The sequence below is a fragment of the Amycolatopsis ponsaeliensis genome (assembly GCF_030182635.1).
Classification (GTDB): domain Bacteria; phylum Actinomycetota; class Actinomycetes; order Mycobacteriales; family Pseudonocardiaceae; genus Amycolatopsis; species Amycolatopsis ponsaeliensis.
This window is the reverse complement of record NZ_JAPZLD010000075.1, coordinates 13060-34322: the sequence shown is the minus strand read 5'-3', so window position 1 is coordinate 34322 and position 21263 is coordinate 13060. Positions and strand designations below refer to the sequence as shown.

Here is a 21263-nt window from a genome sequence, read left to right as displayed (position 1 = left end):
TTAATCGAGGCAAAATACTTTGCTCTCAAAGGAACCTCATACGAGGTTCAATACATAAGCTCTACTGGCTTAGTTCACTAGCACACTGTTGAGTTCTCAAGCAACACACTCCGGACTCGCCGCCTTATCAGCGGCTATATCCTCGGCAGTTGTTCCAAGCGATATTCACAAGCTTTTGGTCGAGCATGCCTCAGCCCACGATGTTAGTCGTAGGGATTCGGCGGCCGCTCGTGGGCCGACGCTGAACATTACCCGGTCCGATCCGCGGTGTCAACCCGCTCGGCCCGGCCGGATCTTCGGGGCTTGCGGCCCCGGGGCGACCCGGTGTTCCTGGCGACGAAGAGAAGATTACATGCCCCGAAACCGGTCCCGAACAGGGGGGTCACTTAACGCCATTGCCGCAGGTCAGAGCGTATCCAACACCCCTACGACGGCAAGGTCGGCAAGTACCGCGGCGGCACCCGGGCCGGAGCCACTCGCGAGAAGTCCGCCGCGAGCGCGAGCATCCGGCCGTCCGACCACCGGGCACCCATGAACGAGATACCCACCGGGAGGGCTCCGGCAAACCCGGCCGGCACGGTGACGTCCGGGTAGCCGGCGACCGCGGCCGGGGTCGACGACGGGATCACGTCGTTGTCCCCCACCGCGCAGTCGGTCTTCCACGCGGGCGGGTTGGTCGGCGACGCGATCGCGTCCAGGTGGTACTTCGCCAGGGTCTCGTCGAGGGACCGGCGGGCGAGGTCCGAGAGCTCGGCGCGGCCGGCGAGGTAGCCGGGGTCGGTCGGCGGCGGTGCGGCCAGTGCCTGCTCGAACAGCTCCTGACCGGCGAAGCACGTCTGCTCGAGCGGGTCCGCACGGTTGTAGGCGATCAGCTCGGCCAGGTTCCGCGGGCCGCGCGGGCGGGTCGCCAAGTAGGCGTCGAGGTCGCGGTGGAACTCCGTGAGCAGCGCCGGGAACTCCAGCTCGCCGAGCCGCGCCTGGTACGGCGGAGTCACTTCGACGACCGTCGCACCGGCTTTGACCAGGGAGTTCCGCGCGGACGTCAGGACCGCGTCGGTGGCCGGGCCGAGCACCGGCAGCCGCCACAGCCCGATCCGCGCGCCGCGCAGGACGCCCGGCCGGAGCAGCTTCGCGTAGTCCGTGGGCTGGGAGTCCGGGTACTGCGAGGTCGCCGGATCCGCGGGGTCCCGCCCCTGCAGGACCGACAGCGTCAGGGCGACGTCGACGACGTTGCGGGCGATCGGCCCGGCGGTGTCCTGCTCGGCGGAGATCGGCACCACGCCGGTGCGGCTGACCAGGCCGAGGCTCGGTTTGTGCCCGACCGTCGCCGTCATCCCCGCGGGGCAGACGATCGAGCCATCGGTCTCCGAGCCGATCGCCACCTGGGCCAGCGACGCGGCGACGCCGGCCGCGGACCCGGCGGACGACCCGCACGGGTTGCGGTCCAGCACGTACGGGTTGTTCGTCTGCCCGCCGACGCCCGACCAGCCCGACGTCGGCTTCGCGGCACGGAAGTTCGCCCACTCCGACAGGTTCGCCTTGCCGAGGATGACGGCTCCGGCGTTGCGAAGCCGCGTTATGAGCGTCGCGTCCTTCGCGGGGTAGCTGCGCAGGGCGCGCGACCCCGCCGTCGTCCACTGGTCTCGCGTGTCGACGTTGTCCTTGACCAGCACCGGGATGCCGTCGAGCGGGCCGCGCAGGTGGTGCGCGCGCCGCCGGGCGTCACTCGAAGCGGCCTGGCTCAAGGCAGCGGGGTTGAGCGCCAGGACGGCGTTGACCTTGCCGTCGATGCGGTGGATCCGGTCGAGATAAGTGCTGGTCAGGCTCACCGCCGTGAGCCGGCCGGACGCCATCCGCGCCTGCAGGGCCGGGATGTCGGCGGCATCGAGGTCGAACTTCGAAGACGACGCCGAAGCCACTGGTGCCGTGGGGACGAGCACGAGTGCGGCGGCCAGGATCGCGAGGAACACCGGCCGCCGCCCCATCAGAGGACCGGCAGCAGGGTTCGGAGTTCGTACGGGGTGACCGCGCTGCGGTAGTTGTCCCACTCCACGCGTTTGTTCCGCAGGAAGAAGTCGTAGACGTGCTCGCCGAGCGCTTCCGGCAGGAGTTCCGATTTCTCCATCTCGGACAGCGCCTCCCCCAGGTTCTGCGGCAGCTGCGAGTACCCGGCGGCGCGCCGTTCGGAGTCGCTGAGCTGCCAGATGTTGTCCTCGGCGGGTGGCGGCAGCTCGTAGCCCTTCTCGATCCCCTTCAGCCCGGCGGCCAGGATGACCGAGTACGCCAGGTACGGGTTGCACGCCGAGTCCAGGGTACGGATCTCCACCCGTCGGGATGACGCCTTTCCGGGTGAATACATCGGGACGCGGACGAGCGCGGAGCGGTTCGCCCGGCCCCACGAGACCGTCGTCGGCGCCTCACTGCCGCTGATCAGGCGTTTGTAGGAGTTCACCCACTGGTTGGTGACCGCGGAGATCTCCTTGGCGTGGTGCAGCAGGCCGGCGACGAACGCCTTGCCGGTCTCCGACAGCTCGTGCGGGTCTTCGGCGTCGTAGAAGGCGTTGCGGTCGCCTTCGAACAGGCTGATGTGGGTGTGCATCCCGGAGCCGGGCTGGTCCGTGAACGGCTTCGGCATGAACGTCGCGCGCACGCCCTGGGTCAGCGCGACCTCCTTGACGACGTAGCGGAACGTCATCACGTTGTCGGCCATCGTCAGCGCATCGGCGTAACGGAGGTCGATCTCCTGCTGGCCCGGTGCCCCTTCGTGGTGGCTGAACTCGACCGAGATGCCCATCGCCTCGAGCGTCTCGATGGCGTGCCGGCGGAAGTGCGTCGCCGTGGCGTGGCTGGCCTGGTCGAAGTAGCCGCCGTTGTCCGCGGGCTCCGGCTCGCTGCCGTCGTCCGGCAGGGTCGCGAGCAGGAAGAACTCGATCTCCGGGTGCACGTAGCAGGTGAAGCCCGCTTCGGCCGCCTTCGACAGCTGGCGCCGCAGGACGTGCCGCGGGTCGGCCCACGACGGCGAGCCGTCCGGCATCGCGATGTCGCAGAACATGCGCGCCGAGTACGGGCCGCCGTCCGGGGTCTCCCACGGCAGGACCTGGAACGTGGCCGGGTCGGGCTTGGCGACCATGTCCGATTCGTAGACGCGCGCGAAGCCCTCGATGGCCGACCCGTCGAAGCCGATTCCTTCGGTGAAAGCGCCTTCGAGCTCGGCCGGGGCGACCGCGACGGACTTGAGGAACCCCAGCACATCGGTGAACCAGAGACGGACGAAACGGATGTCGCGCTCCTCGAGCGTACGAAGCACGAACTCCTGCTGGCGATCCATGGCCGCACCCTAACGACAGCGTGTTAACGGGATGTTTCACGACGCGCCGAGGGTGACGAAGTCAGCTCGCGAGCACCGGCACGGGCTTCTTCGCCCGCGTGATGGCCAGGGACGCGACCGACGCGAGCACCGCCAGGACCGCGGCCGAGTACCAGGCCAGGTTGTAGTTCCCGAGCTGGTCGCGGACCAGGCCGGCGGCCGACGCGGCGAACGCGGCACCCAGCTGGTGGCAGGCGAAGACCCAGCCGAACACGATCGGGCCGGCGTCGCCAAAGGCCCTGACGCAGAGGGCGACCGTCGGCGGGACCGTGGCCACCCAATCGAGGCCGTAGAACAGGATGAACGCCCACATGCTCGGCTGCACGGAGTTCGTGAACAGCTGCGGCAGCAGCGCCAGCGAGAGGCCGCGAAGCGCGTAGTAGACGCCGAGCAGGATCCGCGGGTCGACGCGGTCGGTGAGCCAGCCGGAGAAGATCGTGCCGATGACGTCGAAGACGCCGACCAGGGCGAGCAGGCCCGCCGCCGTCGTCTGCGGCATGCCGTGGTCGTGCGCGGCCGGGACGAAGTGGGTGCCGACCAGGCCGTTCGTTGTCGCGCCGCAGATCGCGAAGCCGACCGCGAGCAGCCAGAACGTCCGGGTGCGGGCCGCCGTCCGCAGGACGCTGAGCGCGCGGCGGGCCGAGCCGGTCTTCGACGCCGGGCGCGCGACCTCCGCGTCGGCCGGCGCGCCGTAGGCCGTGGTGCCGACGTCGGCGGGGTGGTCGCGGATGACCAGCAGGACCACCGGGACGACGGCCAGGGCGGCGATCGCGATCACCAGCGACGCCGTCCGCCAGCCCGAGCTCACCGCCAGGTTCGCGATGAGCGGGAGGAAGATCAGCTGGCCGGTGGCGCCGGCCGCGGTCAGGACGCCGGTGACGACGCCGCGGCTGCGGACGAACCACCGGGCCGCGACGGTCGCGGCGAAGCTCATCGCCATCGAGCCGGTGCCCGCGCCGATCAGCACGCCCCAGCACAGGACCAGCTGCCAGCTCGCGCTCATGAAGACCGTGCCGGCCGCGCCGAGGGCGATGACGAACAACGCCGTCGCCGACACGCGGCGGATGCCGAACCGCTCCATCAACGCGGCCGCGAAGGGTGCGAAGAGGCCGTAGAGCACGAGGTTGACCGAGACGGCCGAGCTGATCGTGGCCGTGGACCAGCCGAACTCCGCGTGCAGCGGGTCGATGAGGACACCCGGGGCGGATCGGAAACCGGCGGAGGCGAGCAGCGCGACGAAGGCGGCACCGGCGATCAGCCAGGCGCGGTGCAGCTTCGGGGCAGGGCGGGTCTCAACAGTCACCAGTGCAGTCTCGCCGCGGGCGCGAAAGCTCGAAAGTGGCTTGAAGGACATCATCCGCAAGGATCGGGCCACGCCGTCGCGCTCAGTAGGCTCGGGACATGTCCCGCTTCACCCTCCTGCTCGTGCTCCTGCTGGCCGCCGGCTGCACCGGGTCGCCGGACACGCGCGGGCCGTTCCCGGCCGGTGCCGAGCTGGTCCGCGACGCGGCGACGTCGTTCGCCTCGGTGCGGAGCGTGCACTTCGCGGCCGGCGTCAACGGTGTGCTGCCGGGCTTCCCGCTCCGGCTCATCGAGGGCGACGCGACCCTCGACGGCGGCGGGGCCGCGACCGGCACGGCGGACGTCCAGTTCGGCGACGGCCACACGAAGTTCCGCTTCACCGTCCGGGACGGCGAAGTCACCACCGACCCCGACGTCGGGCGCGGCCCGATCCCCGAGATGTACGCCGTGAGCACGTTCCTCGGCCCGTCCGGCGGGCTCGAACGGCTGCTGGAGGGCGTCACCGACGCGAAGACCGAGGGCAAGGAGAACGTCGACGGCGCCGCGGCCCTGCGCGTCGGCGGCCGGGTGCCCGCGGCCGTCGCGCACAGCGTGCTGCCGCAGGTCGCCGACGACATCATCGTCAAGGTGTGGGTCTCCGCGGACGGGCCCCGGCGGTTCGCGAGGCTCTGGGTGCAGGTCCCGCCGGCCGGCGACCACCTCAGCCCCGTCATGTTCGAGCTGTCGCTGACCAGGCAGAACGAGCCCGTGAACCTCGGTTAGCAGCGGGCGTCGGCGGCGGTGCCGCCGATCAGGTAGGCGATGCCCGCGCGGTCGACGCACGCGTTGCCGTCGAGGAAGACCGTGTGCTGGACGCCCTCGTAGGTCAGCAACGCGCTCTTGAGGTCCTTCGCGAGGGCGACACCCTGCTGATACGGCGTTGCCGGGTCGTGCGTCGTCGAGATGACCAGGGTTTTCGGCAGCGCTTCGACGCGCGGGGTGTGCTCGGCCGACGTCGGCGGGACCGGCCAGGTCGAGCAGATGTCCAGCTCGCTCGTGTCGGGCGTGCCACCGGCCAGGAACGGCGCGCCGGCCAGCATCTTCTCGTGCGCGCGGTCGATCGCGGCCCGGTCGGTGACGCGGGTGTGGTCGGCGCAGCGGACGGCGAAGTACGCGTCGATCGCGCCGCTGTAGTGGCCGTCGTGGTCACGCTGGTAGTAGTCGTCGGCGAAGGCCAGCAGGGTCCGGCCGTTGCCCTGGGCCACCTGCGCGAGCGCGGCTTTCAGGGCGGGCCAGTCGCCGCGTGAGTAGAGCCCCGCGAACGTGCCGGTGATCGCGTCCTCGAACGACAGCTTCCGGGTCCCGGCCGGGAGGGGCTTCGTGATCAGCGGACGCACCAGCCGCTGGAACGCTTCGGTGCTGCCGGCGACCGCGCACGCGCACCACTTGCCGAACTCGTTCAGCGCGTCCTGGAAGCCCGCGGCCTGCGTGACCAGCGAATCCACCAGGCCCTGGGCGGGGTCGATGGCGCCGTCGAGCAGCAGCGCGCGGACGTTGCGCGGGTACGCCTCGGCGTAGGCCGCGCCGATCTGCGTCCCGTACGAATAGCCGAGGTAGGTCAGCTTCTCGTCGCCGAGCGCGGCGCGAAGTAGGTCGAGGTCGCGTACGACGTCTCGCGTGCCGACGTTCACGAGGAGCGTCTTGCCGTACTTCGTCCCTTCGGCGCACTTCGCGCCGTACGCGGTCGTCTCGGCGAGCTGCTTTTTCACCCCGTCGGGCGACATGTCGCTTTCGACGTCGGACGCGCGGTCGGCGTCCTGCTCCGCGTCGGTGCGGCAGGTGATCCGGGGTTGGCTCGTGCCGACCCCGCGCGGGTCGAAGCCGACCAGGTCGAAGCGGTCGAGCAGAGGCGCCGCGGCGGGTGTCTTGGCCAGGGCCGCGGCCGTCGACGTGCCCCAGCCGCCCGGCCCGCCGGGGTTCACGACCAGCGAGCCGATCCGCTGCTTCGCCGCCTTGTGCCGCAGCAGGCCGACGGAGATCGTGGGCCCGTCCGGCGCCGCGTAGTCCAGCGGCACGGTCAGGTGCGCGCAGTCCAGAGACTCGCCGCACGGGCTCCACGCGAGCTTCTGCGTGGTGAACTTCCCCAGGTCAGGCGGCCTGGAAGCCGGCGGCGGCACGGGTGCCGGAGCACTCGTGCACGCCGCCAGCAGCACCGCCAGCGCGGCGAGGCCTACTGCCCGGTGCAGCGGGTGCCTTCCGCCGGGACCGTGCCGTCGACGAGGTAGTCCGTGCCCGCCTGGTCCACGCACTTCACGCCCTGCAGGAACACGGTGTGCTGCGTGCCCTCGAAGGTGAGCAGCGCGCCCTTCAGGCCCTTCGCGAGGTTGACGCCGGCCTGGTACGGCGTCGCCGGGTCGTTGGTCGTCGAGATGACCAGCGTCTTCGCCAGGCCTTCGACGTTCGGCACGTGCGGTTCCGACGTGTTCGGCACCGGCCAGAACGCGCAGGCGTCACGGGCCGCCGAAGCCGGGCGGCCGTCGTCGAGGAACGGCGCCACCTTCACGTACTCCTCCTGCGCCTTGAGGATGACGGCCGGGTCGGTGACGCGCGGGTCGTCGACGCAGCGGATCGCGGTGAAGGCGTCCTGGGTCGTGCCGTACTTGCCGTCGGTGTCGCGCTCGTTGTAGATGTCCGCGAGCTTCTCCAGCGTCACCCCGCGCTGCTGCCTCAGCTCGTTCAACCCCGAGTTGAGCGTGTCCCAGAGACTCTCCTGGTAGAGCGCCTGGATGACGCCGGTGGTCGCGTCCTCGTAGGAGAGCTTGCGGCCGTCGCCCACCTGCACCGGGAAGTCGATCAGCGGCCGGACGAGGTCCTGGAACGCCTTGACCGCGGTGTTCGCGTCCTGGCCGAGCGCGCAGTCCTGCTGGGCGGTGCACCACTTCGCGAACTCCGTGAACGCCGTCCCGAAGCCCTGGCCCTGCGCGACCAGCGACTCGACCGCGTCCTGCTCCGGGTCGACCGCGCCGTCGAGGATCATCGCGCGGACGTTCTTCGGGAACGCCTCGGCGTAGGCCGACCCGATCCGGGTGCCGTAGGAGTAGCCCAGGTAGGTGAGCTTTTCGTCGCCGAGGACCGAGCGGAGGACGTCCAGGTCCTTCACGACGTCCCGCGTGCCGACGTTGGCCAGCATCCCGGTGCCGTCGTCGGCGCGCTGGGCACACTTCGCGGCGAAGTCCTTTTCCTGCGACTCCTGCTTGAGCACGCCCGCCGGCGAGCCGTCGGTCTCGCTGTCGTCGGCACGGTCGGCGTCACGCTCCTGGTCGGTCAGGCAGTGGATGGCCGGCTGGCTGGCGCCGATCCCCCGCGGGTCGAACCCGACGAGGTCGAAGCGCTTGGCCAGGCCGGTGCTCGTCGTCGGCTTGACCAGGCCCGACGCCGCGACCATGCCCGACGCGCCCGGGCCGCCGGGGTTGACCACGAGCGACCCGATCCGGGCGCCCTCGTCCGTCGCCTTGTGCCGGAGCAGGCCCAGCGTGACGGTGTCACCGGCCGGCTTGGCGTAGTCCAGCGGCACGGTCAGCCGGGCACACTGGACGTCCTTCGCCTGGAACGCCGACCGCGCGTCTTCCGACGTCGCGTAAGGTGCGCAGTCGCCCCAGCTCAGGCTCTGGCCGTAGAACCGCTCCAAACCGGCGGGGACCGGCCCGGACGGCGGGTGCGACTCGGTCGTCGGCGCGACCGGTGCCGGCTTGCCGGTGGACGTGCAGGCGGCCAGCGAGGCCGCGATCAGCACGGATGTCGCAATTGCGGTGATCCGGCGACGACCGGACCTGGCGCTGGGATGAGGGAACACGGTTGGATCGTCCCATCCGGCCGCGGAACTCGAACGCACCACCGCCACGTTGGGTGGGGCAGGCCGGTCGAGCGAGAGAGAACGGGAGACCAGGGGTGGCAGCACTGATCAGCCGGGTGGGCAAGAAGCTCCGCCGGATCATCCAGCGTCCGGGCAGCGTCGAGCTGACCCGCTACGAAGCACTGCTGCCCGCGGTCGAGAAGCTCGAACCCGAGCTCGAGAAGCTCTCCGACGAAGAGCTGACCGAGCGGGCGGGCGAGCTCCGCGAGAAGCTGAAGGACACCGCCTTCGGCGACAATCACCTGATCGAGGTGTGCGCGCTCGGTCGCGAGGCCGCACGGCGGGCCCTCGGCGAGCGAGCGTTCGACGTCCAGGTCCTCGGCACGATGGGCCTGCTCAGCAAGCACGTCGTGCAGATGGAGACCGGTGAGGGCAAGACCCTCGCCGGTGCGCTGGCCGCGGCCGGCTACGCGATCCGCGGGAAGCGCGTGCACGTCGTCACGGTCAACGACTACCTCGCCCGCCGCGACGCGGAGTGGATGGGCCCGGTGTACGCCCTGCTCGGCGTGTCGGTCGGGTGGGTCGAGCCCGCGCACTCCCGCGAGGAGCGTCGCGAGGCTTACGCCAAGGACGTCACGTACGGCGCCGTCGCCGAGATCGGCTTCGACGTCCTGCGCGACCGGCTGGTCACCGCGGTCGACGACCTGGTCCAGCCGGACCCCGAGGTCGCGATCGTCGACGAGGCGGACTCGGTGCTGGTCGACGAGGCCCGCGTCCCGCTGGTGATGGCCGGCTCGATCGACCACACCGACGCCGACGAAGAGGTCGCGAAGGTCGTCCGGCGGCTGCGGCTCAACCTGCACTACGAAACCGACAGCGAGGGCCGCAACGCCTGGCTGACCGACGCCGGCGCGTCCGTCGTCGCGAAGTCGCTCGGCCTGGAGGTCGACGACCTCTACGGCGAGACGGCGTCCGACCGGCTCCCCGCGGTGAACGTCGCCCTGCACGCGCACGCGCTGCTCACCCGCGACGTCGACTACCTGGTCCGCGACGGCAAGGTGCAGCTCATCAACGCCGCCCGCGGGCGCGTCGCCGAGCTGCAGCGCTGGCCGGACGGCCTCCAGGCCGCCGTCGAAGCGAAGGAGCAGGTCAGCGCGACCGACCGCGGCGAGATCCTGGACTCGATCACCGTCCAGGCGCTGCTGGCGCGCTACCCCGAGGTCGCCGGCATGACCGGTACCGCGGTCGCCGTCGCCGAGCAGCTGCGGGAGTTCTACGAGCTCGAGGTCGCGGTCATCCCGCCGAACACCCCGAACGTCCGCGAGGACCAGGAAGACCGCGTCTTCGCGTCGCCGTCGCAGAAACTGCGGGCGATCGAGGAGGAGATCCGCACGGTCCACGAGACCGGGCGCCCGATCCTCGTCGGCACCCAGGACGTCGCCGAGTCGGAGGAGCTGGCCGAGAAGCTGGCGAAGGTCGACCTCGAGTGCGTCGTGCTCAACGCGCGCAACGACGCCGAAGAGGCGTCGATCATCGCCGAGGCCGGCAAGAAGGGCGCGGTCACCGTGTCCACGCAGATGGCCGGCCGCGGTACCGACATCCGGCTGGGCGGCACCGACGGTGCGACCCGCGACGAGGTCGTCGAGCTGGGCGGGCTGCACGTCATCGGCACCGCGCGGTACCCGTCGAGCCGCCTCGACGGCCAGCTGCGCGGCCGCTCCGGCCGTCAGGGCGACCCGGGCAGCGCGATCTTCTTCGCGAGCCTGAACGACGAGCTCGTGCTGTCGAACGCGCCGGACGTGCCCGAGGGCATCACCGACGACGAAGAGACCGGCGAGATCGTCGACAACGCGGCGTTGCGGCAGCTCAACCACGCCCAGCGCGTCGCCGAGGGCGTCGACCTGGAGATCCACCGCAACACCTGGCGCTACACGCGGCTGATCGAGCGGCAGCGGCGTGACCTGCTGGTGCACCGCGACAAGGTGCTTCGCACCGCGTACGCGGCGGAGCAGCTCGAGAAGGCGCACGAGGAGAAGTTCGGCGAACTGAAGGAGAAGCTCGACGACCAGGACAAGCTGGAGCAGATGTGCCGCGAGGTGCTGCTGTTCCACGTCGACCAGCTCTGGTCCGACCACCTGGCGTTCCTGACCGACGTCCGCGAGAGCATCCACCTCCGGGCGCTGGCGCGGGAGACGCCGCTCGACGAGTTCCACCGCGCGGCGATCCCGGAGTTCCACAAGATCATCGCCGAGGCGGACTCCCGGGCGGCGAAGACGCTCGAAGAAGCCGAGCTCACCGACGAGGGCATCGACCTGGGCGAAGCGGGCGTCCGGCGGGCGAACACGACGTGGACCTACCTGGTGCACGACAACCCGTTCGACTCCGACTTCGAGCAGACCATCAAGAAGGTCCGGAGCATGATCAAGCGGAAGTAGCCTTCTTCCCGGAAAACCCCCGCCCGATTAGCCCGGGCGGGGGTTTTTTCGTTTGCCCCGAACGGAAGGATGGGGCCCATGCGCAAGATCCCGACGCTGTTCCGTCGCGACCCCGAAGACCTCCGGCGTGTGACCCGCGAAGTGCACCCCGAGTGCCAGTGGGTGCTCGACGGCCAAGGCGTGGCCACCCGCAAGTACGACGGCACCTGCGTCCGGCTCGACGAGTCCGGTGACTGGTGGGCGCGGCGCGAGGTGAAGCCGGGCAAGAGCACGCCGGACGGGTTCGAGGCCGTGCAGACCGACCCGGAGACGGGCAAGACGGTCGGCTGGGAGCCGATCGGGCAGTCGTCGTTCGCGGCGTTCTTCGAGGAGGCGCAGGAGCGGCTTCTCGGTGCGGCGCCCGGCACCTACGAGCTGTGCGGGCCGAAGATCAACGGCGACCCGGAGAAGCTCGGCACGCACCGGCTGGTCCCGCACGCGACCGCGCAGGAGTTCGCCGGCGTCCCGCGCGACTTCGACGGGCTGATGGCGTGGCTGCTCGCGCACCCGGAGTTCGAGGGCGTCGTCTGGCACCACCGGGACGGGCGGATGGCGAAGCTCAAGCACCGCGACGCGGTCACGTCGACCTAGCGGGTCACGACGGCGCGGTGACCTCGGAGATGCAGTAATTCTCCTGGATGCGCAGCACGCGCAGCGTTGCGGCTGCCGAGCGTCCTGACCGCACTGGCGACGACGCCCGAGTACTGGCCCTGCTGCGGGTACTGGCCGTGCGGTGGGTACGGCTGCCGCGGCGGATACGTCATCCCGGTGGTCCCCCTGTGTCCGATTCCTCCGATCAGGCGGAACGTACCTGGACCGCCCGCGCGCCGCGTGGCGTTTCGCCCACATTCGCTCGGCTGTGCGGGTGGCCGTGGGACAGAATGGCGGTATGCCGCAACTGCGCATCGCGCTCGCCCAGGTCAACCCCACCGTCGGTGACCTCGACGGCAACGCCGACCTGCACGTCGCCTGGACCCGCCGGGCCGCCGAAGCCGGCGCCCACGTCGTCGTCTTCCCCGAGATGTCCCTCACCGGTTACCCCGTCGAGGACCTTTCGCTGCGCAAGACCTTCGCCGCCGCGTCCCGGCAGGGCGTCGAGTCGCTGGCGCGCCGCCTCGACGAAGCCGGCTGCGGCGAAGTGCTGACCTACATCGGCTACCTCGACCTCGACGAGGTCGGCCCGCGTGACGCGGCGGCGGCGCTCTACCGCGGCGAGGTCGTCGCGCGGCAGTTCAAGCACCACCTCCCGAACTACGGCGTCTTCGACGAGCACCGCTGGTTCAAGCCGGGCACCGAGCTCGACGTCGTCCGGTTCCACGGGCTCGACATCGGCATGGTCGTCTGCGAGGACATCTGGCAGGACGGCGGGCCGATCTCGGCGCTGGGCCGCGCCGGCGTCGACCTCGTGGTGGCGCCGAACGCGTCGCCGTACGAGCGGTCGAAGGACGAGCAGCGGCTGCCGCTCATCGCGCGCCGCGCCGCCGAAGCGGGCGCGCCGCTGGTCTACACCAACCAGATCGGCGGCCAGGACGACCTCGTCTTCGACGGCGACTCGCTCGTCGTCGGCGCGGACGGCACGGTGCTGGCGCGCGCGCCGCAGTTCGTCGAGCACCTGCTCGTGCTGGACATGGACCTCACCGCGGGCGGGCACGCCGGCGACGGCGAGCTCGAAGGCCTGCACGTCCGGCGCCGCGTGCTGAGCGAAGAGCCGGTGCCGGCGTACGAGCCGACCGCCGAGCCGGTCATCAGCGAGCCGCTGTCGGACGAGGCCGAGGTGTGGTCGGCGCTGGTCGTCGGGCTGCGGGACTACGTGCACAAGAACGGCTTCTCGTCGGTGACGTTCGGGTTCTCCGGCGGCATCGACTCGGCGGTCTGCGCGTCGCTGGCCGCGGACGCGCTGGGCGGCGACAACGTCTACGGCGTCTCGATGCCGTCGAAGTACTCCTCGGGTCACTCGAAGGACGACGCGGCCGACCTCGCACGGCGGATCGGGGCGCACTACCGCGTCGAGCCGGTCGAGGACATGGTCCGGGTGTACGTCGAGCAGCTTTCGCTCACCGGCCTGGCCGAGGAGAACATCCAGGCGCGGACGCGGGGCATGCTCCTGATGGCACTGTCCAACTTGGACGGTCACCTGGTGCTGGCCACGGGCAACAAGACCGAGCTGGCCGTCGGGTACTCGACGATCTACGGGGACGCGGTCGGCGCGTTCGCCCCGATCAAGGACGTCTTCAAGACGCACGTGTGGCAGCTCGCGCGGTGGCGCAACGCCGAAGCCGTCAAGCGCGGTGAAACCCCGCCGATCCCGGAGAACTCGATCTCGAAGCCGCCGTCGGCCGAGCTGCGGCCGGGCCAGGTCGACACGGACTCGCTGCCGGACTACGCGCTGCTCGACGACATCCTCGACGACTACGTCGAGGGCGACCGCGGGTACGCGGACCTCGTCTCCGCGGGGTTCGAGCCGGAGACGATCGACCGCGTGGTGCGGATGGTCGACAAGGCCGAGTACAAGCGGCGCCAGTACCCGCCGGGCACGAAGATCACGTTCAAGGCGTTCGGCCGCGACCGGCGGCTCCCGATGACGAACCTGTGGCGCGAGGGCAAGGTCTAAGTCAGGGCGACCTGACGGCCTTCCGCGCTTTGGAGGGCCGCCGTCAAGCTCGCCTTCCCGGCGCGCCTGATCAGGAGTTCGAGACCGAGCGCGTCCGTCGCCGTCGTGACCGAAGCCGGATCCGGGTGCGTACCCGTCACCATCAGGAGCGGGATCGACGGCAGGCCGCGCGTCGTCGGGTGCGGCGTCGTGCCCCAGTCGATGAGGAACGGGTGGAGCGTGCCCGGGGTGCTCGGCGGGGTCAGGCGCCAGCGCAGCAGTTCGCCGTCTTGCGTCTCGCGGGACATCTCCCGCGCGTCGCCCGGGTCGAAGCCGTGGGCGCGGGCGCTCTCGATCGTGGCGTCGAGGTCCGTGGTGCGCACCGCCCACGCGACCAGGGCCGGTTCGGTGAGGTCGTCGATACCGAAGGGGCGCGGGTTTTCCGGCTCCGGTTGCGCCGGGTCCGGGCCGATCACCTCCAGGTACATGCCGGCGCCGAGGTCGGCGAGGTGGTTGGCGGTGCCGAGGCCGACGTGGCTGCCGCCGGGCGCGGGCGTGACGCCGGTGAGTTCGGTGACGCGGGCGACGGCCTCGGCGAGGTCCGGGCCGGCGTAGACGAGGTGATCGAGCACGGGCCCATCATCCCGCGCCGACGGCGCTCCCCGCATCGACCATTCCGTGGCCGTAGTAGGTCGTGCCTTGCTTCGTCGACTTGCAGACGGTGTCGGGGCACGGGAGTGGCGTCGCCGTGTCGTAGAGGGCACGCTTGATCCGCTCGGCGCTCCAGCGTGGGTGCTCGCTCGCGATCAGGGCGGCGACGCCGCTCGCGTGCGGTGCGGCCATCGACGTCCCGCTCGCCGAGCGGTATTCGCCGTTCGGCCAGGTCGACCAGACGCGCGCGCCGGGGGCCGCGACGCTGATCCGGGACGCCGAGTAGTTGGAGAAGCTCGCCTTCAGCAGCTTTTCGTCGAGCGCGCCGGTGCCGACGACGCCGGGCAGCTCGTGCGGCAGCCGGGTGCACGTCGGGTCGATCGCGCGTTCCACCGGCGTGCTGTCGGCCGGGCTTTCGCGGTCGACCGAGCGCGTGTCGAGGTCGATGCCGGCGTTGCCCGCGGAGGCGACGACGAGGACGTTGCGGCGCTGGGCGTAGGCGACCGCGCGGCCGACGGCGAGCTTGGCCGCGGCCTGGTCGGGCTGGTCGTCGCAGTTGTAGCGCCAGGGGATCGAGCGGTAGCTGTTGTTGGTGATCGCGAAGCCGTGTTCGGCGGCCCAGACGAAGCCGCAGACCATGCTTTCGGCCGTCTCGGTGTCGTCGAGCTCGGCGAGCTTCACGGCGGCGATCCGGACTCCGGGCGCGACGCCGACGACGCCGGATCCGTTGCGGGCCGCGGCGATCGTGCCCGCGACGTGCGTGCCGTGGCCGTCGAGCGTCGGCCGCCAGGCGCCGGGGCTGCGGTCGGCCCAGCCGGAGAGGCAGGACACCGAGTCTTTCGCGTCGAAGGCCGGCTTCAGGTCCGGGTGGGTGTCGTCGACGCCGACGTCGAGCACGCCGACGACGGTGCGCCGACTGCCTTCGGTGACCTGGTGCGCTTCGGGTAGGTGCAGCGCCGGGACGTCCCATGCGGTGCCCTCGGGCGGGACCTGGCCGGAGTTCGGCGAGTTCGGGCCGGTGTAGCGGACGTCCTTGCGGGGCGCGAAGAACTCCTTCGGGATCTTCGCGGTGCGCGTCGCCCCGACGGCGTCGATGCCTGGCGTCTTTCGGACCTTCGCGGCGAAGTCGTCCTTCGCCGTGTACGCGACTACGACGCCGATCTGCGGGTAACTCGCGACGACGGTGCCGCCTGCTCTGTGGACGGTCAGTTCGGCCCACCACGTGTTGTGGGCGACGACGACGTGCGGCATGACGAGCGGGTCGGCTGTCGCTGTCGACGGGGCCGCGCTCAGGCCGAGCATCGCTGTCGCCACCAGGATCGCGCGTCGCACCGACAGCCTCCTCGAACTCGGCAAACCACCCAAACCGAACCTAGCGATCAATCGCGTCGGCGGTACCCCTCTTCGGTCGTAGGCTGATCGCATGACAACGGGGTTCACGGTGTTCGGCACGGCGATCGGGCCGTGCGGGCTGGCGTGGCGGGACGACGTCGTGATCGGGACGTCGCTGCCCGACGGAGGTGCGGCCGGCCTGCGCGCCCGGCTGGCTCAGCGGTTCCCGGACGCCGTCGAGGGCCCGCCGCCGGCACCGGTGCGGGCGGCGGTCGACGGGATCGTCGCGCTCCTGGCCGGCGCGCGCGAGGACCTGGCTTCGGTCCGGCTGGACCTGACGGACGTGCCGGAGTTCAACCGCCGCGCGTACGAGATCGCGCGGACGATCCCGCCGGGCAAGACCCTGACGTACGGCGACATCGCGCACCGGCTGGGCATGCCGGGGTCGGCGCAGGCGGTCGGGCAGGCGATGGGGAACAACCCGTTCCCGATCGTGGTGCCGTGCCACCGCGTCATGGCGGCGGGCGGCAAGGACGGCGGGTTTTCGGCACGTGGCGGGGTGGCGACCAAGCGCCGGATGCTGGTGATCGAGGGCGCGCTGGCGGACGAGCCGACGCTGTTCTGACGGCTGTGTCCGTTCGCGGCCCGCTCGCCGGAGCGAAGGCAGGCCGCGAACGGACGACACGCGTACCCAGCCGGACGACACGCGTACCTGGGCGGTCGGCTCACGTACCCGGACGGTCGGCTCGCGTACCCACACCGCCAGTTCGCGTGCCTGGGCGGTCGGCTTGCGTGATTCCAGGGTCAACTCGCGTGATTGCAGGGTCGACTCGCGTGATTGGGGGGTCGACACGGCCGGTTTGGGTCAGGCGGGTTGGGGTTCGGGGCTCCAGGGCTTGATCCACGGGGTCTCCGGCCAGCCCTCCGCCGCCGCCATCAGGGGGATCGCCGTGGCGCCGTCGATGTGCTCGCGGATGATGTCCGCGTGGCCCGCGTGGCGGGCCGTCTCCTCGATCAGGTGCAGCAGGACCCAGCGGACCGACCACGCCTCGACGTCCTGCGGGTACCACGGCACGCCCTTCGGCACCGGGACCGGCTGGCCGAGGTCTTCGATCCCCGCGATCACCTCCGCCGTGCGGGCCGCCACCTCGTCGTAGCGGGCCAGCACGCTCGCCAGCGTCTCGTCCGCACCCAGGCTGTACGCCGCCTGGTACTCCGCCATCGCCTGGTCGAACGGCTTCCCCGGCAGCTGCAGCAGGATGTCGATCCAGCCGTCCTCCGTCGACGCCACGTGCTTGACCAGGCCGCCCACCGACAGCGAGCTCTTCGTCGGCGTGAGCCGGGCCTGCTCGTCCGTCAGCCCGTGGGCCGCCACCTTCAGCACGTGCCGCTGCTGCTCCAGGTACCGCACCAGCCCGTCACGCTCGTCGGCCACCGGGGGCACGTTTCCCGCCATCGAGATCAGCTCCTTCGCGTTCGTCCCCGGAATCGTGCCACCCACCACCGACATTTCCGGCACAAATGCCGATGCTGATGGTCGACCGGCTGCTCAGCCGCCTCGAGGCGCATGTCGGGGCGCAGGCTTGATGAAGGCGTACGCCCCGCCGAGGCCGTAGAGGACGGCGCGCACCACCTGCTCGACCCGGCTGACCACGCCTTCGGCGGTGTCCAGCTGCCGCGCGAGCACCAGGGCGGCCCAGGTGACCAGCACGACCACGAGCCCGGCGACGGCGAGCGCGCGCCAGCCCGGCGGCCACCAGAGGATCAGGCTGACCACGCCGACCGCGAGCACCACGGTGGCCACCGACGAGAGCACGCCGCTCTGCTCCGGGTAGGCGGCCTGCAGCAGCGCGACCAGGCCGAACACGCTCACCGAGATCGAGCTGAGCCGCGCCGTCCACTGGACCGGGCCGAGCCGGTGCAGCGGGGGCCCGGCGAGCAGGAACGCAACGCCCGAGACGGCCAGCAGCACGCGGAACACCGGCGGGCCGGCCAGCAGCGCCTCGACCGGGTCGTGCACCGGTGAGACGCCCGTCGGCAGGAAGAACTCCAGGATCCATCCCGAATACGCGAGGACGGCCAGTCCCATGAGGAGGGCCGAGGCGATCCGAGCCGTGCGCACGTGGCACACATTAAGCGACCCCGGCCCCCTAGGCCGCACCACAGTGATCAGATCGATCGAAGCGTTATGCCTGCGGACGGACGAAGGGGAACAGGACTGTCTGGCGGATCGAGGCCCCGGTGAGCATCATCAGCAGCCGGTCGACGCCCAGGCCGAGCCCCCCGGTGGGGGGCATGCCGTGCTCCAGGGCCAGCAAAAAGTCTTCGTCCAGCTCCATCGCTTCGACGTCGCCGCTCGCCGCGCGCAGCGACTGCGCCTCCAGCCGCCGCCGCTGCTCGATCGGGTCGGTCAGCTCGGTGTAGGCGGTGCCGACCTCGGATCCGAACGCGATGAGGTCCCAGCGCTCGGCCAGCCGCGGGTCTTCGCGGTGCTGGCGGGTGAGCGGCGAGACGTCGGTCGGGTAGTCCGTGTAGAAGGTCGGCAGCACGGTCGCGCCCTCGACGAGGTGCTCGAACGCCTTGAGCACGAGGTCGCCGTGGCTCGGGTCCTCCCCCACCGGCACGCCCGCGGCGAGGCACAGCCGGCGCAGGTCGGCGACGGACGTGCCCGCGTCGATCCGCTCCCCGAGAGCCGCCGAAACGGCGTCGTGCACGGTGATCACCGGCCAGTCGCCGGAGATGTCGTGCTCGACGACCTTGCCGTCCGCGCCGGGCCGGCGCACGACCTGGGCGCCGTACGCCGCTTCGGCCGCGTGCTGGACCAGCTCGCGCGTCAGGGTCCGCATCGTGTCGTAGTCCGCGTACGCCTGGTACGCCTCGAGCATCGTGAACTCGGGGTTGTGCGTCGCGTCGACGCCTTCGTTGCGGAAGTTCCGGTTCAGCTCGAAGACGCGCTCGACGCCGGCGACGCACAGCCGCTTCAGGTACAGCTCGGGCGCGATCCGCAGGTACATCCGCATGTCGTAGGCGTTGATGTGGGTGACGAACGGCCGGGCGTTGGCGCCGCCGTGGACCGTCTGCAGCATCGGCGTCTCGACCTCGAGGTAGTCGGCGTGGTGCAGCCGCTCCCGCACCGCGCGGACGACTGTGGACCGCAGGCGCAGCATGTTCGTCGAGTCCGGGTTGACCGCGAGGTCGAGGTAGCGCTGCCGCACCCGCGTCTCCGGGTCGGTGAGGCCCTTCCGCTTGTCCGGCAACGGGTGCAGGCACTTCGCGGTGACCGTCCACTCGTCGACGAGCACCGAGAGCTCGCCCCGCTTCGACGTCACGACCTGGCCGCTGACCCCGACGTGGTCGCCGAGGTCGACGCCGGTCCGCCAGCCCGTCAGGTCGAGCCCGCCGGCCTCCAGCATCAGCTGGATCTCGCCGCTGAAGTCCTTGACGCGCGCGAAGCACAGCCCACCGAGCGTGCGCATCGCCAGCACGCGCCCGGCGATCCGGACGCGGTGGCCGGTGGCGCTGTCGGGGCGCAGGTCGCCGAACTTCGCCACGACGCCGCCGATGTGGTCGTCCCGGCGGAACCCGACCGGGTACGGGTCGATGCCGGCCTCGCGCAGCTTGGCGAGCTTGGCCATGCGGACGCGGACCTGCTCCGGCCGCCGCGCCGGCTTCGCCGCCGGGACCGCCGCGGACTCCTCGATCTCCCGGACGCGCGCGACGAACTCGTCGCTGACCGTCTCCAGGCGCAGCGCGCGCGACCGTCCGGTCGGGACGAACCCTTCGAGCGCGCCCGCGACGATGCCGACGCGCGGGAGCCGCCGCGCCGAGGAGTAGCAGAGGAACCGCGGCTCCCAGTCCGGTCCGTACTTGGCGTTGGACCGGTACAGCGATTCGAGCTGGAAGAACCGCGACGCGAGGCTGAGGACGCCGCGCCACGCCCGCAGCACCGGACCGGCGCCGATCCGCTCGCCCTCGGAGAAGACCGCGCGGAACATCGCGAAGTTGAGCGAGATCCGCTGCGCGCCCAGGTGCTGCCCGGCCGCGACGACCTCGGCGATCATGTACTCGTTGAGGCCGTTCTCGGCATCACGGTCGCGGCGCATCAGGTCCAGCGAAAGCCCGCGACGGCCCCACGGGACGAACGACAGCAGCCCGCGCAGCTCGCCGTGGGCGTCGTAGGCCTCGACCATGACGCTGCGGCCGTCGCTCGGGTCGCCGAGCCGGCCCAGAGCCATCGAGAACCCGCGCTCGGTCTCCGCGCCGCGCCAGGCCTGGGCGCGGGCGAGCAGTTCGGCCATCTCGCCGTCGGGGATCTCGCCGTGACGGCGGACGCGCGAGGTGTAGCCGGCGCGCTCGATGCGCTTCACGGCCTGGCGCACCGAGCGCCGCTCGGGCCCGGCGAGGCTGAACTCGCGGATGTCGAGCACGGCTTCGTCGCCGATTTCCAGGGCGCGCAGGCCGGCGTCGGTGTACGCTTTCGCGCCGCGCTCGCTCGCCCCGAGCACGCCCGGCGTCCAGCCGTACGTGCGCGTCTCGTCGAGCCACGCGCGCACGGCGTCCGGCCACGCCTCGGGGTCGCCGACCGGGTCGGCGCTGGCGACGCTGGTGCCGCCGAGCACGCGGTAGGTCACCGCGGCGCGGCCGTTCGGCGCGAAGACGACGCTCTTGTCGCGCCGGGTGGCGAAGTAGCCGAGGGAGTCGTCCTCGCCGTGCTGGGCGAGCAGCCGGCGCACGCGAAGCTCTTCCTCGTCCGTCCGCAGGCGACGGCTGCGCACCCCGCGGAAGAGCATGTACAGCGACGCGGTGACGACGGCGGTGGCGCTCAGGTCGATGAGCACGTCCAGCCAGGCCGGCCCCTCGCCGACACCGATGCGGCGCAGCTGCAGGTTCTCGCCGGTCGCGTGGTTCACGACCCAGGCGAAGCGCTCCCACGTGTCGCCGAGGTGGCCGGGAAACGCTTCCACCAGCCCCCAGGCGCCCAGGATGACCGCGGCGAACCCGCCGAAGAGCATGGTCAGGCCGTCGCGCCAGGCGCTCGGCGCGAGCCGGGCGGGGAACGCCTTGCGCAGCGTGAGCAGGAAGAAGATCAGCGCCACCGACAGCACGTCGGCCGCGGTGAGGGCCCACAGCTGGACCGGGATGTGCCGGACCTGCTTCGACCCCAGCGAGAGCAGCTCGGGCGACCACAGCAGCGTCGCCTGCAGGGCCAGGGTGAGCACCAGCCCGGCGACCTGGAACAGGACGAGCGTGTAGAGCGCGGCCTTCTTGCGGCGGCGCAGCGCGGACCCCAGCACCACCAGCAGCAGCACCATCACCAGGCTCGCGCTGGTCGGCACGCTCAGGCTCGAGAACGCCATGTCGATGCCGTTGAGCAGGCGCCCGTGCGGGCCGTTGGTGAACAGGAGGAGCACCGAGAAGACCGCGGCCAGCTGGACCACGGTCGCGACGATGCCGCCCGCTTTCGCCTTCCAGGCGGGGAGGCGCGGGCGTGTGCTCGCGAAGGTTCCCATCGTTGCTTTCGTCGCCTTTCGCGGCCGATCGGTCGTCATGCCCTCTTCTTGACGTAAGTGAACCCGGGTTGGTTGTCCACCGACATCAACCTGAAGGCTGACGGCGAGTGGTCCCCGAGGGTGTGAAGCTTGTCGCACGCGGTTGGGGGGCGTCCGGGAGCGTGTCACGCTTTGAGACGCCTCTGCTCCACGACCCGGGGACCTC

General features: G+C 71.2%; 15 protein-coding genes. 5 read left to right on the top strand and 10 right to left on the bottom strand.

Translation table 11 applies throughout. The features are described from left to right. Positions 1-425 precede the first annotated feature (425 nt). The 3 genes from QQ657_RS52795 to QQ657_RS52785 form a co-directional block, all read right to left on the bottom strand. Positions 426-1985: an amidase gene (locus QQ657_RS52795; protein ID WP_284750050.1), complete on the bottom strand. Its 1560-nt coding sequence runs from the start codon at positions 1983-1985 to the stop codon at positions 426-428. Then, positions 1985-3328 carry a type I glutamate--ammonia ligase gene (gene glnA / locus QQ657_RS52790; protein WP_284750049.1) on the bottom strand — a complete coding sequence of 448 codons (1344 nt, stop codon included), beginning with the start codon at positions 3326-3328 and terminating at the stop codon, positions 1985-1987. The genes QQ657_RS52795 and glnA overlap by 1 nt, the downstream gene beginning before the upstream one ends. 61 nt (positions 3329-3389) lie before the next feature. After that, complete coding sequence (locus QQ657_RS52785; RefSeq protein WP_284750048.1) at positions 3390-4670, bottom strand: MFS transporter; 1281 nt, start codon at positions 4668-4670, stop codon at positions 3390-3392. A gap of 98 nt (positions 4671-4768) precedes the next feature. Between QQ657_RS52785 and QQ657_RS52780 the strand changes: the two genes are divergently transcribed. Beyond that, on the top strand, positions 4769-5431 hold the full coding sequence (locus tag QQ657_RS52780) for an LppX_LprAFG lipoprotein (RefSeq protein ID WP_284750047.1): 663 nt from the start codon (positions 4769-4771) through the stop codon (positions 5429-5431). On the opposite strand, the gene QQ657_RS52775 is transcribed toward QQ657_RS52780, so the two are convergent. Next, positions 5428-6825, bottom strand: a complete 1398-nt coding sequence (locus tag QQ657_RS52775; RefSeq protein WP_284750046.1) for an alpha/beta hydrolase — start codon at positions 6823-6825, stop codon at positions 5428-5430. The genes QQ657_RS52780 and QQ657_RS52775 overlap by 4 nt on opposite strands. 53 nt (positions 6826-6878) lie before the next feature. Further along, positions 6879-8441, bottom strand: a complete 1563-nt coding sequence (locus tag QQ657_RS52770) for an alpha/beta hydrolase (RefSeq protein ID WP_284750045.1) — start codon at positions 8439-8441, stop codon at positions 6879-6881. Positions 8442-8596: 155 nt separating this feature from the next. On the opposite strand from QQ657_RS52770, the gene secA2 reads away from it, so the two are divergent. The 3 genes from secA2 (at position 8597) to QQ657_RS52755 (ending at position 13586) form a co-directional block, all read left to right on the top strand. Continuing rightward, entirely contained in the window at positions 8597-10936 is a 2340-nt protein-coding gene (gene secA2 / locus QQ657_RS52765; protein ID WP_284750044.1) for an accessory Sec system translocase SecA2, read from the top strand. A 78-nt stretch (positions 10937-11014) separates the two neighbouring features. Further along, positions 11015-11566: an RNA ligase 1 family protein gene (locus QQ657_RS52760; protein ID WP_284750043.1), complete on the top strand. Its 552-nt coding sequence runs from the start codon at positions 11015-11017 to the stop codon at positions 11564-11566. A gap of 298 nt (positions 11567-11864) precedes the next feature. Next, positions 11865-13586: an NAD+ synthase gene (locus tag QQ657_RS52755; RefSeq protein WP_284750042.1), complete on the top strand. Its 1722-nt coding sequence runs from the start codon at positions 11865-11867 to the stop codon at positions 13584-13586. On the opposite strand, the gene QQ657_RS52750 is transcribed toward QQ657_RS52755, so the two are convergent. Together QQ657_RS52750 and QQ657_RS52745 are read right to left on the bottom strand one after the other, a co-directional pair. Then, positions 13583-14197, bottom strand: a complete 615-nt coding sequence (locus QQ657_RS52750) for a VOC family protein (protein ID WP_284750041.1) — start codon at positions 14195-14197, stop codon at positions 13583-13585. The genes QQ657_RS52755 and QQ657_RS52750 overlap by 4 nt on opposite strands. A gap of 7 nt (positions 14198-14204) precedes the next feature. Continuing rightward, on the bottom strand, positions 14205-15548 hold the full coding sequence (locus QQ657_RS52745) for a S8 family peptidase (protein WP_284750040.1): 1344 nt from the start codon (positions 15546-15548) through the stop codon (positions 14205-14207). Between the two features lie 91 nt (positions 15549-15639). Between QQ657_RS52745 and QQ657_RS52740 the strand changes: the two genes are divergently transcribed. Beyond that, positions 15640-16173 (top strand): methylated-DNA--[protein]-cysteine S-methyltransferase, encoded by a 534-nt coding sequence (locus QQ657_RS52740; protein ID WP_284750039.1) that lies wholly within the window; start codon positions 15640-15642, stop codon positions 16171-16173. A gap of 240 nt (positions 16174-16413) precedes the next feature. Here the strand turns inward: QQ657_RS52740 and QQ657_RS52735 are convergent, their stop codons facing one another. The 3 genes from QQ657_RS52735 to lysX form a co-directional block, all read right to left on the bottom strand. After that, entirely contained in the window at positions 16414-17004 is a 591-nt protein-coding gene (locus QQ657_RS52735; protein ID WP_284750038.1) for a DinB family protein, read from the bottom strand. Positions 17005-17097: 93 nt separating this feature from the next. Next, positions 17098-17670, bottom strand: a complete 573-nt coding sequence (locus tag QQ657_RS52730; protein ID WP_284750037.1) for a hypothetical protein — start codon at positions 17668-17670, stop codon at positions 17098-17100. A 64-nt stretch (positions 17671-17734) separates the two neighbouring features. Beyond that, a complete protein-coding gene (lysX, locus tag QQ657_RS52725) occupies positions 17735-21058 on the bottom strand; it encodes a bifunctional lysylphosphatidylglycerol synthetase/lysine--tRNA ligase LysX (protein WP_284750052.1) in 3324 nt (1107 codons plus the stop codon). Positions 21059-21263 lie beyond the last annotated feature (205 nt).

Bases quoted from the DNA above. Each gene is read 5' to 3' on its own strand.
- QQ657_RS52740 (WP_284750039.1), top strand. From the start codon at position 15,640: ATGACAACGGGGTTCACGGTGTTCGGCACGGCGATCGGGCCGTGCGGG.
- QQ657_RS52760 (WP_284750043.1), top strand. From the start codon at position 11,015: ATGCGCAAGATCCCGACGCTGTTCCGTCGCGACCCCGAAGACCTCCGG.
- QQ657_RS52755 (WP_284750042.1), top strand. From the start codon at position 11,865: ATGCCGCAACTGCGCATCGCGCTCGCCCAGGTCAACCCCACCGTCGGT.
- glnA (WP_284750049.1), bottom strand. From the start codon at position 3,328: ATGGATCGCCAGCAGGAGTTCGTGCTTCGTACGCTCGAGGAGCGCGAC.
- lysX (WP_284750052.1), bottom strand. From the start codon at position 21,058: ATGGGAACCTTCGCGAGCACACGCCCGCGCCTCCCCGCCTGGAAGGCG.
- QQ657_RS52795 (WP_284750050.1), bottom strand. From the start codon at position 1,985: ATGGGGCGGCGGCCGGTGTTCCTCGCGATCCTGGCCGCCGCACTCGTG.
- QQ657_RS52780 (WP_284750047.1), top strand. From the start codon at position 4,769: ATGTCCCGCTTCACCCTCCTGCTCGTGCTCCTGCTGGCCGCCGGCTGC.
- QQ657_RS52735 (WP_284750038.1), bottom strand. From the start codon at position 17,004: ATGGCGGGAAACGTGCCCCCGGTGGCCGACGAGCGTGACGGGCTGGTG.